Annotated in this window: 16 protein-coding genes; 5 read left to right on the top strand and 11 right to left on the bottom strand. The window is 71.6% G+C overall.

The genetic code is table 11. From position 1 onward, the window contains the following. Positions 1-118 precede the first annotated feature (118 nt). Positions 119-1,225: an FAD-dependent monooxygenase gene (locus HNR22_RS24840; RefSeq protein WP_179782367.1), complete on the bottom strand. Its 1,107-nt coding sequence runs from the start codon at positions 1,223-1,225 to the stop codon at positions 119-121. 300 nt (positions 1,226-1,525) lie between these two features. Between HNR22_RS24840 and HNR22_RS24835 the strand changes: the two genes are divergently transcribed. Beyond that, the gene (locus tag HNR22_RS24835; RefSeq protein WP_179782366.1) at positions 1,526-2,650 is read left to right on the top strand and encodes a glycoside hydrolase family 12 protein; all 1,125 of its coding nucleotides are present in this window, start codon (positions 1,526-1,528) and stop codon (positions 2,648-2,650) included. A 73-nt stretch (positions 2,651-2,723) separates the two neighbouring features. Here HNR22_RS24835 and HNR22_RS24830 read toward each other — a convergent pair whose 3' ends face one another. The 4 genes from HNR22_RS24830 to HNR22_RS24815 all read right to left on the bottom strand — a co-directional run bounded on the left by HNR22_RS24830 (position 2,724) and on the right by HNR22_RS24815 (position 5,515). Further along, positions 2,724-3,317, bottom strand: coding sequence for a hypothetical protein (locus HNR22_RS24830; protein WP_179782365.1), 594 nt, complete (start codon positions 3,315-3,317; stop codon positions 2,724-2,726). A gap of 159 nt (positions 3,318-3,476) precedes the next feature. Then, positions 3,477-4,448, bottom strand: coding sequence for a golvesin C-terminal-like domain-containing protein (locus tag HNR22_RS24825; RefSeq protein ID WP_179782364.1), 972 nt, complete (start codon positions 4,446-4,448; stop codon positions 3,477-3,479). Beyond that, positions 4,448-4,600, bottom strand: coding sequence for a hypothetical protein (locus tag HNR22_RS24820; protein WP_179782363.1), 153 nt, complete (start codon positions 4,598-4,600; stop codon positions 4,448-4,450). Before HNR22_RS24820 ends, HNR22_RS24825 begins: the two co-directional genes overlap by 1 nt. 126 nt (positions 4,601-4,726) lie before the next feature. Then, positions 4,727-5,515 carry an aldo/keto reductase gene (locus tag HNR22_RS24815; protein ID WP_179782362.1) on the bottom strand — a complete coding sequence of 263 codons (789 nt, stop codon included), beginning with the start codon at positions 5,513-5,515 and terminating at the stop codon, positions 4,727-4,729. Between the two features lie 94 nt (positions 5,516-5,609). On the opposite strand from HNR22_RS24815, the gene HNR22_RS24810 reads away from it, so the two are divergent. Together HNR22_RS24810 and HNR22_RS24805 are read left to right on the top strand one after the other, a co-directional pair. Continuing rightward, on the top strand, positions 5,610-6,659 hold the full coding sequence (locus tag HNR22_RS24810) for a DNA polymerase ligase N-terminal domain-containing protein (protein WP_179782361.1): 1,050 nt from the start codon (positions 5,610-5,612) through the stop codon (positions 6,657-6,659). Between the two features lie 14 nt (positions 6,660-6,673). Further along, a complete protein-coding gene (locus HNR22_RS24805) occupies positions 6,674-7,864 on the top strand; it encodes a threonine synthase (protein ID WP_179782360.1) in 1,191 nt (396 codons plus the stop codon). Positions 7,865-7,916: 52 nt separating this feature from the next. On the opposite strand, the gene HNR22_RS24800 is transcribed toward HNR22_RS24805, so the two are convergent. From HNR22_RS24800 to HNR22_RS24785, 4 genes are all read right to left on the bottom strand, one after another. Next, positions 7,917-9,284 carry a pectate lyase gene (locus tag HNR22_RS24800; RefSeq protein ID WP_179782359.1) on the bottom strand — a complete coding sequence of 456 codons (1,368 nt, stop codon included), beginning with the start codon at positions 9,282-9,284 and terminating at the stop codon, positions 7,917-7,919. A 242-nt stretch (positions 9,285-9,526) separates the two neighbouring features. After that, entirely contained in the window at positions 9,527-11,326 is a 1,800-nt protein-coding gene (locus HNR22_RS24795; protein WP_179782358.1) for a glycoside hydrolase family 15 protein, read from the bottom strand. 48 nt (positions 11,327-11,374) lie between these two features. Then, positions 11,375-11,767: a cupin domain-containing protein gene (locus HNR22_RS24790; protein ID WP_179782357.1), complete on the bottom strand. Its 393-nt coding sequence runs from the start codon at positions 11,765-11,767 to the stop codon at positions 11,375-11,377. A gap of 279 nt (positions 11,768-12,046) precedes the next feature. Continuing rightward, positions 12,047-12,934: a sulfotransferase domain-containing protein gene (locus HNR22_RS24785; protein WP_179782356.1), complete on the bottom strand. Its 888-nt coding sequence runs from the start codon at positions 12,932-12,934 to the stop codon at positions 12,047-12,049. Between the two features lie 91 nt (positions 12,935-13,025). Between HNR22_RS24785 and HNR22_RS24780 the strand changes: the two genes are divergently transcribed. After that, positions 13,026-14,093: a beta family protein gene (locus HNR22_RS24780; protein WP_179782355.1), complete on the top strand. Its 1,068-nt coding sequence runs from the start codon at positions 13,026-13,028 to the stop codon at positions 14,091-14,093. 8 nt (positions 14,094-14,101) lie between these two features. Here HNR22_RS24780 and HNR22_RS24775 read toward each other — a convergent pair whose 3' ends face one another. Together HNR22_RS24775 and HNR22_RS24770 are read right to left on the bottom strand one after the other, a co-directional pair. Next, positions 14,102-14,383, bottom strand: a complete 282-nt coding sequence (locus HNR22_RS24775; protein ID WP_179782354.1) for an adhesin — start codon at positions 14,381-14,383, stop codon at positions 14,102-14,104. Between the two features lie 192 nt (positions 14,384-14,575). Continuing rightward, on the bottom strand, positions 14,576-15,649 hold the full coding sequence (locus HNR22_RS24770; RefSeq protein ID WP_179782353.1) for an NAD(P)-binding domain-containing protein: 1,074 nt from the start codon (positions 15,647-15,649) through the stop codon (positions 14,576-14,578). 109 nt (positions 15,650-15,758) lie between these two features. Here HNR22_RS24770 and HNR22_RS24765 point away from each other — a divergent pair, with 109 nt between their 5' ends. Continuing rightward, positions 15,759-16,475 carry an MIP/aquaporin family protein gene (locus HNR22_RS24765; protein WP_179782352.1) on the top strand — a complete coding sequence of 239 codons (717 nt, stop codon included), beginning with the start codon at positions 15,759-15,761 and terminating at the stop codon, positions 16,473-16,475. Positions 16,476-16,506: the final 31 nt, after the last annotated feature.

The raw sequence follows: 16,506 nt of genomic DNA, 5'->3' as shown, positions 1-16,506 counted from the left end.
GTTCTCGGTTGTCCCGCTCGGCACACGCTGGTTATCGGCGGGCCGTCATCCGCAAGGAGGATAGTCCCCGGCAGGTCGCAGCGCCGCGTGGGGTGGCGTGACACGATCTACTACGGGCCTACAGCGGGCCGAGCAGGAGCCGGTAGTGCTCCCCGAAGATCCGGCCGCCGCGTCCGCGCAGCAGGGGGTCGCGCAGCGCCGGCGGCACGTCCCTGGTGCGGTTGCGGTCCCGGGTCCGGTCGCGCACCCAGCGCGTACGCGGTCGGCGACGACTCTCGTACGCCACCAGGGCCGCGTCCACGCTGCCGGCGGCGCGCAGCGACTCGGCCAGCACCACGGCGTCCTCCAGTGCCATCGCCGCGCCCTGCGACAGGGTCGGCGCGGTGGCGTGCGCGGCGTCACCGATCAGCAGGACGCGCCCCCGGTACCAGCGGCCCAGCTCCACCTCGTCGGTGATCCCGACGTGCACCTCGTCGAGCGCTGCCAACACCTCGGGCACCGGGCCGCGGTAGTCGGCGAAGAGTTCGCGCAGCCGGGCCAGTGGCTCGGCGGGCTCCTCGGTGCCGGCCTCGTCGGCGTACAGGTGCAGTCGCCCGGCACCGATCGGCACCATCAGGAACCCGGAGCGCTGGCCGAGCAGGGCGGTCCACTCGGCGACCGGCGGGCCGTCGCGGAGCACCGCCCGGTAGACGACCTGCCCGACCGGGCGCGGCGGTCCACCGAGCGCGGCCAGGGCCCGCACCGAGGAACGCGGCCCGTCGGCGCCGATGACCAGGTCGTACTCCGCGGTGGTGCCGTCGGTGAAGGTGACACCGACGGCGCCCGGGAGCAGGTCCAGGGTGCGCACCTCGGCGCCGTGGCGGACGGCGCCGCCGGCCCCGCTGAGCAGCACCCGGTGCAGGTCGGCCCGCGGCAGCGCCCGGCATTCGCCGACGCCGGCCCAGAGGGTGTCGAGGTCGACGTCGCAGAGCTTCGCACCAGCGGCATCGAAGAAGTGCTGCCGGTGGATCACCTGCCCGAGTGGACGGACCGGGTCGTGCAGATCGAGCCGGTGCAGTGCACGGGCGGCATTGCCGGGCAGGTAGAGGCCGGTCTCGGTGGACTCCCCGGGCGGCAGCCTGTCGGTGACGTCCGGCCGGAAGCCCGCCAGGCGCAGCGCCCGGGCCACGGCCAGGCCGGCGATGCCCGCGCCGACGACGAGGATGCGCAGGGGGGAGCCACCCATGGTGGTGTACGCCTCCGGAGGGGGAGCGGCACGCGTTGGAGGCAACACGCTACTCGGAGCTATTCGCCCACACCAGGCCCCAATCGGCCGTCTCGGCGGCGCTCGTCGGCGGCGCGCGTCGCTTAGCTGGCCGTCGAGCGGCAGCCGTCCGGCGGGTGGTGGCAATCCTCACAATTCACCAGTTTGACGCGCGCGGTTGCGGATGAGTTTCAGACATGTGAATGTGTCATTGAGCGTGGGAGCGCTCCCGCACAGCCCCACCACATCCGGCGCCCGGCACGCGCCGAGTCAAGGAGTGTCATGAAACGTCAACTTCGGGCCCTGGCCGTCGCCGGGCTCCTCCTCACCAGCTCACTGGTGGCCGTGGCCCTCGGCGGCAACGCCTCCGCTGACACCCTGATCTGTGAGCAGTACGGCTCGACCACCATCCAGGGCCGCTACGTGGTGCAGAACAACCGCTGGGGCACCACCGCCCAGCAGTGCATCAACGTCACCAACAACGGCTTCGAGATCACCACCCAGAACGGCAGCAGCCCCACCAACGGCGCGCCGACGGCGTACCCCTCGGTGTTCTTCGGTTGTCACTACACCAACTGCTCCCCCGGCACGAACCTGCCGATCCAGGTGAGCCAGATCAGCAGTGCCACCAGCAGCATCTCCTACCGGTACGTCAGCGGCGCCACCTACAACGCGTCGTACGACATCTGGCTGGACCCGTCACCCAAGCGGGACGGGGTCAACCAGATGGAGATCATGATCTGGCTCAACCGGCAGGGCCCGATCCAGCCCATCGGCTCGGTGGTCGGCACGACGAATCTGGCCGGCCGGACCTGGGAGGTCTGGCGGGGCAGCAACGGCTCCAACAACGTCATCTCCTACGTCGCGCCGTCGGCGATCTCCAGCCTGAACTTCAGCGTGCTGGACTTCATCAACGACGTCCGCAACCGTGGCGCGATCACCAACTCCTGGTACCTGACCAGCATCCAGGCCGGTTTCGAGCCCTGGCAGGGCGGCGTCGGCCTGGCCGTGACGTCGTTCTCGGCCAACGTCAACGGTGGCGGCAACCCCACCACCCCGCCGCCGACCACCCCGCCGCCGGGCGGTGGCGCGGCCTGCGCGGTGAAGTACACGGCGAACTCGTGGAACAACGGCTTCACGGCCGACGTGCAGATCACCAACACCGGGTCCAGCGCGATCAACGGGTGGACGCTCACCTACAGCCTGCCCAGTGGGCAGCAGGTGACCAACGCCTGGAACGCCACGGTGAGCCAGAGCGGGTCGACGGTGACCGCCCGCAACACCGGCCACAACGGGTCGGTCGCACCCGGCGGCACGGCCAGCTTCGGCTATCAGGGGACGCTGAGCGGGTCGTACTCGTCCCCGACCAGCTTCTCGCTCAACGGGGCCACCTGCTCACGGAACTGAGGGCCATCAGCAGGCTGCGGGGGCGTGACCTGAACGGTCACGCCCCCGCAGCGTCTGTCAGTGCTGGACCTGCTCAGGCGGCCGGCGGGATGGTCCGCGTCCGGGACAGTTGGCCGAAGCTGGTAGCTGGGTCGTCGTAGGTGCTGCCGAAGCCGCTGCCGGAGACGGTCGTCCACGCGGACGTGCTGATGTGCACGCTGCCGTCCTCACCCGTCCACCGTTCGCGCCGGAGCGGCTCGTCGGTGGCAACCCAGGTGACCTTGAGCTTGGTGCTGCCCGTGCTCTCCTGCCACTCACTGCAGATCTCGTCGCCGTCGACGAAGTCGCAATGCTGCCGAGACTCCTGGTACGGCACCGTCGCGGTGAGGTTCGCACCCGTCAACGAGAACGAGAAGCGGGTGACCGGCACGTCGTACGCGCGGCGGGTGACGTTGTCGCAGCCGCGCACGCCGTCGGTGACGGCACAGACGCTCTGCTGCCACTCGACGTCGACGACGGTGTCGCCGACCGCTGGCCGGGTCACGTCGACGAACATCCTGCCATCGCCGCCGTCGAAGTGAGCGTGGGCGGTCCGGTTGACGGTGTCGGCCTGCGCCGGGCCGGCGACCAGCGCGACCGTGGCGGCGGTGGTGACGCCAACGGCCAGGATGGTGCGAAAGCGAATCACTGTGCTCCCTTACTGAGGTGGAGTGATGACCTTAGATCAATCCACCGACACTCGGCACACGGTTCTGATCCACTCGGAGTTCCCGGAAGTCGGGGCGTCGTCGCACCCGGACACCCCGACTTCCGGGAAGTCGAGTCGATCAAGCGTGGACAGCCGAGGTCAGACCCGGGTGAGGCGTACGGCGTCGGCGACGATCAGGCCCGTCGCGCTGCTCCACCGGCTCACGCCCACCCGGTTGGCGTCGCCGGCCGGCAGCGTGAACGTGCCGAGGGATCGCCACTGCCCACCGGTGGCCCGCTGGTCGACGATGATCGTCCGGTTGCCGGTCGTGGTGGAGACGACGTACGGGGCAGCACTGTTGTAGCCGGAGGTCGCCGGCCACCACGCATCGATGCGGTAGTTGGCCGTCGCCGGGACGTTGAACCTGTACCAGGCGACGTCGCTGGCCGCGACGGGTTCCGCGTAGCGGTAGTCGGCGCCGTACCGCTGCCCGGAGTACGTCGACACACCCCAGTTGGCGCTGGCGGTGAACCGACCGGCGGTGGTGTTGTCCACGATGGAGGACCACGCCGGCGGGTTCCCGCCGCCCGACATCTTGGCCGCCACGTCGGCGCGCATGACGTTCAGGTCGATGAAGGACGGGTCGATCTTGCCGCTGGTGCTGGTCTCCCGGTGCCCCCGGGCATAGCTGCTGTCCCGACCGAGCCGGGTGAGCACGGCGGCGGTGGCGGCGATCGAGGCGTTGTACTGCGCGGCGGTCATCTCCTGGTTGACGCCGTTGTAGTCGATCTCCCACCCGATCATCAGGGTGTTGCCGTCCCCGGCCGGGATCGGCCCACTGCCGCCGCTGGTCCCGGCGTGGTTGCACCGGCCGGCCGAGATGACGTGGAAGACACCGTTGTAGTCGACGAGCGCCTGGCAGAGCGGGCCGGGCAGATCCGACCGGCCGTTGATGCAGATGCCGAGCGCCGGGTGCGGGTTGCTGGCGCTGGAGGTCGCGGCGGTGTGGTGCCAGAGCACCCCGATCGGGTCGAAGGAGCCGGGCCGCATCCGGTTCAGCCAGTCGCCCTCGACGACGACCTGGACCCCGGCACCGCGCAGCACGTCCACCAGCCAGGGAATGGTGGCCATCAGGCGTCCTGGAGCAGGTCGGCGAGGCACTCGGCCTTCGGCGCGGCGCTGGCCTGGGCGGGTCGGGCGACGACGGTCAGTGCGGCGACCACCAGGGCGGGGATGCCGAGCACCCCTCGGCGACGCAGACGAATGGATGGTGAGCGGGTCATGGCGATCCTCCAGCGACGGGGGGCACGAACGGATCGACGATCGTGATGACGGGGACGGTATACCGTCCCGTACGTCGATGTCGATACCCTTCATTGCCGAGTCACGGAGTGAAGGAAACCGCCGGCTCAGACCTCGCCGAGGGCGTCGATGTCGCGCATCTCCTCCGCCGTCAGCGAGAAGTGGAAGACGTCGAAGTTGGCGGTGATCCGCTCCGGTGTCACCGACTTCGGGATCACCACGATCTCGTGGTCGATGTGCCAGCGCAGCACTACCTGCGCCGGCGAGACACCGTGCGCGCCGGCGATCCTGGTCAGCACCGGGTCGCTCAGGTCGCTGGTCTTGAACGGGCTGTAGCCCTCCAGCACCACACCCCGGTCCCGGTGCTCGGCGTGCCGCTGCCGGTCGTACAGCGACGGGCTCCACCGGATCTGGTTGACCGCCGGGTTCTCCTCGGTGGACTGGATCAGCTCGTCGATCTCCCCGGTGCTGTAGTTGCTCACACCGACCGCCCGAACCAGGTTCTCGTCCCGGGCGGCCAGCAGCTCCCGCCACAGCGGAATGCTGTCCGCGGTCGACGACGGCGGCCAGTGGATCAACCAGAGGTCCACCTGGTCGACGCCGAGCGCCTCCAGGCTGGCCTCCAACGTCGCGCGCTCCCGGCCCACCCGGTCCGGCGGGAGCTTGGTGGTGATGAAGACGTCCTCCCGGCGCAGCCCGCTCTCGCGCACCGCACGGCCGACCTCCCGCTCGTTGCCGTACATGGTGGCGGTGTCGAGGTGCCGGTACCCGGTGTCGAGCGCGGCCAACACGGCGTCGTAACCCGCCTGGCCGGTGGCCTGCCAGGTGCCGAAGCCGAGCAGGGGCATCCGCACGTCACCGGGGAGCAGGGCGGTGGGCTGGTCGGTGTGGTCCATGAGGTCCGTTCTACCCCGCCGCGCCCCCGGCCGCCGAGCGAACCGGACACTCCGGCATCCAGCGCGGTGGTCCGGATTGGCGGAGAATGCGGGTGTGACCGACCGGCTGGAGGAGTACCGGCGACGACGGGACGCGGCCCGTACGCCGGAGCCGGTGCCGGAGCAGAGCCCCACGGCGGCCGGCACCGACACCGACGCCGGCCGCTTCGTCATCCAGCAGCACCACGCCCGCAGCCTGCACTGGGACGTGCGCCTGGAGCACGAGGGGGTGCTCGCCTCCTGGGCGGTGCCGCGTGGCCTCCCCCGCGACCCGGGCCGCAACCACCTCGCCGTGCACACCGAGGACCACCCGATGGAGTACCTCGACTTCTCGGGCGACATCCCCGCGGGCGAGTACGGCGGCGGCCGGATGCTGATCCACGACCGGGGCACCTACCGGTGCGAGAAGTGGCGCGACGACGAGGTGATCGTGACGCTCTCCGGTGACCGGACCGCCGGTCGCTACGTCCTGTTTGCCACCGGCGGCCGGGACTGGATGGTCCGACGCACCGACGCGGCGCCGCCGGGTTGGACACCGATGCCCGACCTGGTCCGCCCGATGCACGCCACGCCGGCCGCCAGGCTCCCCCGCGACCGCGCCGCCTGGGGGTACGAGCTGCGCTGGGACGGGCTCCGGGCGATGGCGTACGTCTCCGGCGGGCGACTGCGGTTGCTCTCCGAGACCGACGAGGACATCACCGGCGGCTATCCGTGGCTGCGGGCGATGGCCGAGGCGCTCGCGCCCACCGAGGCGGTGCTCGACGGTGTGCTGGTGCGCATCGACGGTGCCGGCCGGGTGCGTCCGGTCCGCCAGAGCACCGGCAGCCGGGTTCCCGCCGGCGCGCAGTACCTGATCGTCGACCTGCTCTGGCTGGAGGGCGTCAGCAGCGTCGACGTGCCGTACGCGCAACGCCGGGAGCTGCTCGATGGGCTGGCCCCGGCCGGTGCGCACTGGCAGACTCCGCCGTGGTTCCCCGGCGCGGGCGACGAGGCCCTGCGCGCCGGGCAGGAGCAGGATCTGCCGGGCGTGGTCGCCAAGCGGCTGGACTCGGTCTACGAGCCGGGGCGGCGCAGTCGACGCTGGCTGAGCGTCGACGCGGTGTGACGGCGAGGAGCGACGTGTACCTGACCCACCTGGACTGCCCGCGCTGCGGGCGGGAGTACGCGGCCGAGGTGTTGCAGAACCTCTGCCAGTGCGGTTCCCCGCTGCTCGCCCGCTACGACCTGCCGGCGGTGGCGAAGGCGGTCACCCCGGAACGGTTTCCGCTGCGCCCGGCCGACCTGTGGCGCTACCGGGAGCTGCTGCCGGTCGCCGACCCGCGGCACGTCACGACGCTCGGCGAGGGCTGGACGCCGCTGCTGCGCACCCCGGCGTACGGCACCGAGATCGGCATCACGGACCTGATGGTCAAGGACGAGGGGTTGATCCCGACCGGCTCGTTCAAGGCGCGCGGCGCGGCGGTCGGGGTGAGCCGGGCCCGGGAGCTGGGCGTCGAGCGGATCGCGATGCCCACCAACGGCAACGCCGGGTCGGCCTGGGCCACGTACGCCGCGCGGGCCGGGATGGGCGCGACCATCGTCATGCCGCTGGACGCGCCGAGCATCTGCCGGCGCGAGTGCGTCGCCGCCGGCGCCGATCTGCGCCTGGTGGACGGGCTGATCAGCGACGCCGGTCGGCGGGTCGCCGAGCTGATCTCCGCGTCCAACGGGTCGATCTTCGACGCCGGCACGCTGCGCGAGCCCTACCGGCTCGAGGGCAAGAAGACGATGGGGTACGAGATCGTCGAGCAGCTCGGCTGGCAGGCGCCGGACGTGATCATCTACCCGACCGGCGGCGGTGTCGGTCTGATCGGCATCCACAAGGCGCTGCACGAGCTGCGCGAGCTGGGCTGGATCGGCGACAAGCTGCCCCGGCTGGTGGCGGTGCAGTCGACCGGCTGCGCGCCGATCGTGCGGGCGTTCGCGGCCGGCGAGGATCGGGCGCAGCCGTGGGTGGACGCGCACACTGTGGCGTTCGGCATCACCGTGCCGGCGCCGCTGGGTGACGAGCTGATCCTTGCGGCGCTGCGGGAGTCTTCCGGCACGGCCGTCGCCGTCGACGACGCGGAGATCCTGGCCGACCTTCGGGACTTCGCCGCCCGGGAGGGGCTGCTGCTCTGCCCGGAGGGGGCGGCCTGTCTGACCGCGGCCCGGCACCTGCGCGCCGGCGGGTGGATCCGGGCCGGCGAACGGGTGGTGGTGCTCAACACCGGTGCCGGTTTGAAGTATCCGGACACGGTCGACGTGTCCGGCGTACCTCTGATGGGTTGAACGCGCGGGCACCCCGCGGCCCCTGCGGGCCGCGGGGTGCCGCCGTGTCGATCTACTGGTAGGTGATGTCCGAGGGTGAGTAGAGGCAGTTGACGCCGTCGGCGCCCTCGCCGATCTCGGTCGGCTCACTGCCCTTCGGCACACCCTTGTACTTGACGCAGATCGAGGTCTCCCGGTCCGGGTCGCCGATGATGGTGATCCGACTGAACCGGGCGGTGTCGCCCCAGTTGGTGTTGATGCCGGCGATCGCGTCGGTGTCCCGGACGATCACGTTGTCGATCACCACGTGCCGCTGGTACGACGTCGAGCAGTTGCCGCAGGCCCGGTAGAGCTTCCCGGCGTTCTCCACCCGGAAGTTCTTGATGTGGACCGTGCCCGAGCCGTTGTGCTGGAAGACCTTGTCGCTGGCCGAGCGGGCGCCCCCGCCGTCGACGGTGTACGTGGTGCCGCCCCGGAAAGTGGCCGCGTCCTCACCGACGTCCTCCCACCAGACGTTGATCAGGGTGCAGTTGCCCTCGCAGTGCACGCCGTCACCGGCCGGCGCACCGATGATCACGTTGCGGAGGGTGGCGCCGGCGGCCAGCTCGAACATCGGGTCCTGGCTCTCGCTCTGCCCGCCGTCGCCGATGCCGTAGTAGCGCTTGAGCCCGCCGTCGAACGTGCCGGAGACCGCGATCGTGGCGTCGACCTTCTGGCTGCTGGTCGGCGTCGGCCAGCCAGACGGCGGCGGCGTGGTGGTCGGCGGCGGCGTGGTCGGTGGCGGAGTGGTCGTCGGTGGCGGAGTGGTCGGGGTGCCGCCACCGGACGAGTCGACAGTCACGTCGTCGAAGCCGCCACTGGCGTACGCGGTGACCAGGCCGATGCGGCCCGCGCCGGCCAGGCTGTTGCTGCCGGAGGCGATCTGCGTGCCGTTGACGAAGCCCCGGATGGTGCTGCCGCTGGTCTCGATGCGCAGGGTGTACCAGGTGCCGGTGCCGACGCCCAGCGCCGCCGAGCCGATCGCGGTGACGCTGCTGCCGTTGACTGCCTGGAGCTCGGCCCGCCCGGAGCCGAGCAGGGCCAGCCGGTACATCTTGGTGCTGCTGGTCGACCGTGCGGCCAGCCCGACCAGGGCGCTGGAGGAGCCGAAGCTCGCCGGCCTGACCCGGGCCTGTACGGAGTAGTCGGTCCAGCTGGTCTGGCCGGCGAACTGCCGGGCCAGCTCACTGCCGGCGTTGGACTGGTTGAGCACGCCCGAGCCGTCGACCGTCCAGGTGCCGCCCGACTTGGACCAGCCGGAGGTGTTGCCGTCGTTGAAGTCGTCGCTGAAGACGGTGGCCGCGAAGGCCGAGGTCATGCCGGCGGTGAGGGCCGCCGCGGTCACGCCGGCGCCCACCGCCAGGAGTAGTGGTCGGCGGCCGGGGAGTCGTCTCTTCTGCACAGTTGTCCTCCTTGACGCATGTGGTGGCGATCCCTCGGCGCCCACTCGGGGACGTGTCGGCACGGCGTTCGGCCGTTGCCTGGGATCGGTGCGCGCCCCCGTCGGATGCCCGGGCCCGAAGCGGGGTGAAGCGGGATCAAAGGCCCTGGGAAAGGGCTTTCCCGCTCTTTCGAGGCTAGGACTGCGCACGCATCGACGTCAATGCCTGGCGTTTGCAGGTCTGTTGCAGGATTTCGGGGTGATCAGTAGCTGTCCGGCTGGGTGATCCGCCAGGCCGCGTTGATCAGCCCGATGTGCGAGAGCGCCTGCGGCATGTTGCCGAGGTGCGCACCGGTGGCCAGGTCGACCTGTTCGCTGAACAGACCCACGTCGTTGGCATGCCCGACGACCCGCTCGAAGAGCGCCTCGGCCCGCTGCTGCTCACCCGTCATCACCAGGCACTCCACCAGCCAGAACGAGCACAGCAGGAATCCGGCCGGATCGGTCGTCCACCGCCGCAGCAGTCCATCCTCGGTGCCCAGCTCGCGCTCGACCATCGCGATGGTCGAGCGCATCCGCGGGTCGGTGGCCGGAAGGAAGTGCGTGACCGGCAGGGCGAGCACCGAGGCGTCCAGCTCCGCCGACCCGAACGCGCCGGTGAACGCCCCGATCCGCTCATTCCACCCCTCACGCAGCACGGTGTCGCGGATCTCGTCGCGGATCGTGGCCCAGCGACCTGGGTCGGCCCGATCGCCGAGCCGGTCGGCGAGCCCCACCGCCCGATCCATCGTGAGCCAGCAGGACACCTTGGACGAGACGTAGTGCCGCTCCTCGTCGCGGGTCTCCCAGATGCCCCGGTCCGGCATCCGCCACGTCGCGGCCACCTGCTCGGTCAGCCCGAGCACCATCTCCCGCAACTCGTCCTCGAACCGCGTGCCGAGGTAGTCGCGCAGCCGCCACACCGCCGACATCACCTCACCCGGCACGTCGAGCTGCCGCTGCCGCCAGGCGTCGTTGCCGACCCGCACGGGTCGACTGTCGTGGTAGCCGCGCAGGTGATTGCAGTGATGCTCGGAGATGTCGCGCTCCCCCTCCAGCCCGAAGAGCACCGGCACGGGCTCGTCGCCGAACCGGCCGATCGAGCGGGTCGCCCAGGCGAACAGCCGGGACGTCTCGTCGGGGCAGGCCGCCACCCAGAGCGCCCGCATCGTCAACGAGAAGTCCCGCAGCCAGGAGTATCGGTAGTCGTAGTTCCGGTCGCCGCCGATCTGCTCCGGCAACGAGGAGGTCAGCGCGGCGGCGACCGCGCCACTGCGGGCGTACGTGAGGCCGGTCAGGACGGTCGAGCTGTGCTTGACGAGTTCGGGGTAGCGGCCGGAATACCCGTGTGTCTCCCGGAACGCCTGCCAGGCCTGTGTCGTCTCGGCGAGGGTGGTCAGCGGGTCCACCCGGGCCGGCGGGTCGCCGTACGCCGCACCGAAGGCCACGTCCATCCCGACCACCTGACCGGCGGAGACCTCGAACTCGTGGGTCACCCGGTCGGCACCTGCCCGCAGGTGCAGACCCCCGGCGCGCAACACCAGCACGATCGGGCCGGCACCGGCCAGCACCCCGCCGTCCGGCTGCTCGTGCAGGTACGGCGTGAGCAGGCCGTACTCCGGGCGGGGCGCGAAGTCCAGCGACATCCGTACCCGCCCGGACAGCCCCTCGACCACCCGGATCAGCACGGCGGGTGAGTTTCTGCCCAGCTCGTGGGCGCGGGCACCGACCTCGGCGGCCAGGGCATCGGTGACCGCCACACTGCCGTGCGGCGTGTGGTGCACCGTCCGCAGCACCAACGTGTCCGGCAGGTACGCGCGCTCCACCCGGAACCCCGGGCCGCCGACCCCGACCGGCGCCAGCCGGAAGTGGCCAGCTCCGGGGTCGAGCAGCCGCGCGAACACGGCCGACCCGTCGAACCGGTGCGGGCACCACCAGTCGATCGAGCCGTCCTTGCCGACCAACGCCCCCGAACGGGAGTCCGAGAGGAACCCGTAGTCGGAGATCGGCGGCTGCTGCTCCACCCGCCGGGGGTACCCGCATCGACCCGGATCAGGCCGCCAGCGGGCCGGTCAGTCGGTCGGTGGCTCGTCCTTGCCCGCCGCCTCGGCCGCGTCGGCTTCCTCCTTGGTCTTGTGCACGGCCTTGTCGGCGTGCTCCGGCGGGCCGTAGACCGTGTACAGCACCAGCGGGTTGGGGCCGGTGTTGACGAAGTTGTGCTTGGTGCCCGCCGGCACCACGACCAGGTCGCCCGCGACGACCTTCCGCTTGGAGCCGGCGACCCGGGCCTCACCGACGCCACTGACGAAGGTCAGGATCTGGTCGATGTCCTCGTGCACCTCCTCGCCGATCTCTCCATCGGCGGGGATGGTCATGATGACCAACTGGCTGTGCTCACCCGTCCACAGCACCCGCCGGAAATCCGGACTCTGTTCGGCGACAGTCGCGATCGTGAAATGTTCCATGCCCACGCTCATACCCCGTTCGGCAGCGCGCCACGCCGGGACTCGCGAATGGTGGAATTCCCCACGGTCGGCAGGTTTGGATCCGGGCGGACCGGGGATCGAGGACGAGGACCGGCACGAACAGCCGGTCGAGCCAGGTCCCCGCCGGCGTACCGCCGAACGGCTGCGGTGGTGGGAGACGGCCAGAGCGCGGCGACGCTCGACCACGGTCGAGCGGCGCCGCGCGCTCTTGTGAGCCGCGCTGGCCTCCATGATCGACAGGGGGCTGGGCGCCGGGGACTAGCGGTGCAGCCAGGTGAGCAGGTCGGGTGGGGCCAGCGCCGACACCCGCTCCTGGTAGCGGGCCCGAGCGGACGCGTCCAGCAGCTCTCGCCCCTGCCCCGAGCCGCCCTGGCGGAAGAAGGCCCGGCGGTCGCGCAGCACGCCGAGCGTGTCCGGGGCGAGCCGGTCGGCGCGCTCCCGCATCCGCCCGAAGGTGGCCGCCTCGACCAGCTCCGGCCACCGCTCGACGGCGACCGGGATGCCCCACCGGTCGGCGAGCCGCCGCATCTCACCACCCAGGTCGGCCCGCAGATCGTCGTAGTGCACCAGCTCGACGTTCGGCTCGTGTCGACGAGCCCAGGCGTCACGCAGGTGCAGCATCACCCCGGGCAACGAGTCCAGGTCGGTACGCGGATCCACCTCCCGGTCGACCCAGCTCGGCAACCACTGCTCCACCGGGAGACGCTTCCTCGGCGGCCCGGTCGGGGCGGGCTGGCCGGTCAGCTCGGCGAGGCGTACCCGGTCGAGGTTGCCGGCCTGGTGGTAAAGGGAGACCGCCATGTCCAGCGGATGCCGGGCCACCACCACGTAGTGCACCCGGGGATCGAACGGCACCCCGTCCAGTGGGGTGTGCGTCTTGATGAACCGCCGGTGCGGCTGCGCGGCCAGCCGGGCGTACACCGCGTCCTGCGGTTCGGCCAACCAGTCCAGCCACGGCGACAGCACGTTCAGCGGCGCCGGCAGCTCCGGGGTGCCCAGCACCAGCAGCGCGCAGATCATCTGCATCCAGGTGGTGCCGCTCTTGGAGCGGGTGCTGATCACGATGTCGCCGTCGCGGAAGGGAAATCCGACCCACCGGGCGCTGTCCTCGTCGTCGGATCGGTAACGGTGGGCTGGCGTGAGCATCGGGAAAGCGTAGTCGCGGAGCCGACAGCGGAGCAGCCGAATTACGACCCCACGCGCTGTGAGACATGCGCATGCCTGGCTACATTGAAGTATGGTGCCCGCCAACGGCAGCCGGGCGGCGGAACCGGTCTACCGCCCCATTCTCGCCTGCCGACGAGGCGAGCTGGACGCTCTGAGCCACCTCGACTCCACAGCAGCCGCACTGGTCGCCCCGATCCTGGAGGTCGGCACGACCGACAGGTCCACCATGGACACTCTCCGCCGGCTACCACCCGGACTCCTGCCGGCCGTCGACGTCAGCGCGCTGCCCGACACCCCCGCGACGGAACTGGGCCGTTGGGACGTACCGCTGATGCCGGTGATCGGGCTCGCGGAGAGCGACCACCGGCTGGCCGCGCACGGAGCGGCGGCGCGGGCACACGGCCGGCGGGCGCTGGTCCGCCTGCGGGCCGGTCAGGACCGGGCCGGGCCGGACCGGAGCACCACCGCCGTGGAACGGGTCTGGCGGTGCACCGAGCTCGCCCCCGAGGAGTGCGACCTGCTGGTGGACGCGGGAGACGTGTGCTGCCCGGCGGATGTGCGGTCAGCCGAGCCGCGGGTGCGTCGCCTGCTGGACTGGGCGCGCCGGCACGCCTGGCGGTCCGTGACGGTGGCGGCGGGCGGGATGCCACCGACGTTGTCCCGGCTGCCCACCGACGAGCCGATCCGGCTGGACCGCTGGGACTGGCAGCTCTGGCAACGACTGGCCGACGTCGGAGTCGACTACGGCGACTACGGGGTCCACCCGGCCGTGCCCGGCACCGGCGACCCCGGTGACCGGCTGCCGACGGTGCGATACACCGACGACGGCAGCTGGTGGGTCTACCGCTGGGCGCGGCGAGGTGGCCGCAGCGAGGAACGGTTCGCCGACCTGTGCCGCACGCTCGTGTCCGCGCCGCACTGGCCGAGCACCGGCGCGGCCTTCTCCTGGGGCGACCACGAGCTGCTGCGCCGGGCCCGTCGGGGCGCCGGTGCCGGCTCGGCCGCCAACTGGACGGCGTGGAGCACCTCCCACCACCTGGCGTACGTGCTCGCGACGCTGTCGCGCCCGGACGACGACATCGCGCCGAGCTGGCACCCCCGGCCGGGTCCGCCGCAGCGGGGGCGAACGACTCGGTGAGGCCGCTGCTACTGCTTCTCGGTGAAGCCGAACTGGATGATGCCCTCGTCATCGACCGTGGCGTCCACCGACGCGTCGCCGAGCAGCTCGGCGGCATCCTCGTCCAGGAAGATCCGGGCACCCTGGTTGTCGACGACACGGTCGCCCTGCGCCGGCTCGGGCACCAACTCCACGGTGAGCGAACCCGCCTCGGTGTCGGCGGCGATACGGACCCCGCCGTCCTGGGCGACGTCCTGCTGGTTGGCGAGGTCACGGATGACGAGCACAGCGTTGTCGGTCATGGTGAGCATGGCGGAACTCCTCGTGGATTCTCGGTTCGCGGTCGGATGACGGGCAGACCGGACAGTCGGCCCGCGTACGAGCACACGTGGGAGGCGACAGGAGGGGCGAACGGTCATCGCCGTCGCATCGGATCGGGGCAGCTGACGGCCCCGTCACCTCCACCGTGCCCGCTGGTCGGCGATCCGTCAAATAGAGCCAGGTCAGTCGAGAGCGGGGGCCGGGGCCAGCAAGGCGCGAATCTCGTTGACCGCCGCGCGGCCGGCCCGGTTGGCGCCGATCGTGCTGGCCGAGGGGCCGTACCCGACCAGGTGAACGCGCTCGTCGGCGACCACCCGGGTGCCGTCCATCGTGATACCGCCGCCCGGCGCGCGCAGGCCCAGCGGGGCGAGATGGTCGATGGCCGCGCGGAAGCCGGTGCACCAGAGGATCACGTCCGCCGACACGTTTCGCCCGTCCGCCCAGGCCACCCCGTCGGGTGTGATCCGGTCGAACACGGGTAGCCGGTCGAGGACGCCCCGCTCACGCAACCGGCGTACCTCCGGGGTGACCGGCAGCCCGGTCACGCCCACCACGCTGCCCGGTGGGCGGCCGGCCCGGACCGCCTCGTCCACCCGGGCGACAGCGGCACGGCCCAGCTCGGCGCCGAACTCCTCGTCCCGGAACTCCGGCGGCCGGCGGGTGACCCAGGTGGTGGCCGCCGCGACGGTGGACACCTCGCCGAGCAGTTGCACGGCGGATGTCCCGCCACCGACGACCACGACCCGCAGGCCGGCGAACTCGACCGGGCCCCGGTAGTCGGCGGTGTGCAACTGCCGGCCCCGAAACGACGACCGACCCGGGTAGTGCGGCCAGAACGGCCGGGTCCAGGTGCCGGTCGCGTTGATCAGCGCCCGGGCGACCCACCGGTCCTGGTCGGTCTCCACGTCCAGCCGCCCGTCCGGGCGGGAGCGCACCGCACGGACCCGCACCGGCCGTCGCACCGGTAGCTCGAATGCCCTCTCGTACGCGGCGAAGTAGGCGCTCACCTGCTCGGCGGCCGGGCGCTTGGGCTCGGCGGGCGGGAGCGGCATCCCGGGCAGGTCGTGGAAGCCGTGTACCCGGTCGAAGACCAGCGTGGGCCAGCGGTGCTGCCAGGCCCCACCCGGCCCGTCGTCGCCGTCGAGGATGACGAAGCCGCTGCCGGGCGGGAAGCCGGTGCGGCGCAGGTGGTAGCCGGCGCTCAGGCCGGCCTGACCGGCGCCGATCACCACGACGTCCGCGGAGTGGGTGTCCACGCGGTGTACAACGCTGCGTCCGGCACCGCTGTGCCCGCTTTCGGCCGTCGCGCCGATCACAGACCGCCATTCCGGCGACGGTCACCTGACCTGCGCTTACGCTGAGCGAATGGGCGACTTCCGTCGGTACGCGGCAGAGTTTCTCGGCACCTTGCTGCTGGTCTTCTTCGGAGTGGGCAGCGCGGTGGCCGCGCGGGTTCAGGGCGGCGTGGTGGTGGTCGCGTTGGCCTTCGGCTTCGTGATGCTCGCCCTCGTCTACACGATCGGCCCGCTCTCCGGCAGTCACGTCAACCCGGCGGTGACGCTCGGTGTGCTGCTGTCCGGCAAGATCTCGGTGGTCGGTGCGATCGCGTACTGGATCGCCCAGTTCGTCGGCGCGACCGTGGCCGCCTTCCTGCTCTGGGGGCTGACCCGCTGGGGCGACGTCGCGGACCAGACCGGTGCACTGGGCTCGAACGGGTACGGCGCGCACATCAACCGGGGCGGCGCGGCGGTGCTGGAGATCGTGCTGACCTTCCTCTTCGTCCTGGTCGTCCTGGTGGTGACCAGCCGGAGCGAGAATCCGGGGACCGCCGGGGCGGCCATCGGGCTGGCCCTCGCCGCCACCCAACTCGTGGGCGTGACGCTCACCGGCGCCGCGGTCAACCCGGCCCGAGCGTTCGGCCCGGCGGTCTTCGAGGGCGGCGTGGCCCTGCGGCAGCTCTGGGTGTTCATCGTCTTCCCGCTGCTCGGCGGCGCGCTCGCCGCCCTGGTCGCTCCACTGGTGATGGGGGCGCAGCGGCACTACTGGGGTGGGCACGAGAAGTCGGTCGGCCGGCCGACGTAGCTCACGTGGCAGTAACTTTCGCGCGCTGCCC

This window comes from Micromonospora jinlongensis, assembly GCF_013410645.1.
Lineage (GTDB): Bacteria > Actinomycetota > Actinomycetes > Mycobacteriales > Micromonosporaceae > Micromonospora > Micromonospora zamorensis.
Note: the sequence above shows the minus strand (reverse complement) of the source record. Positions and strands in the feature narration are given on the sequence as shown.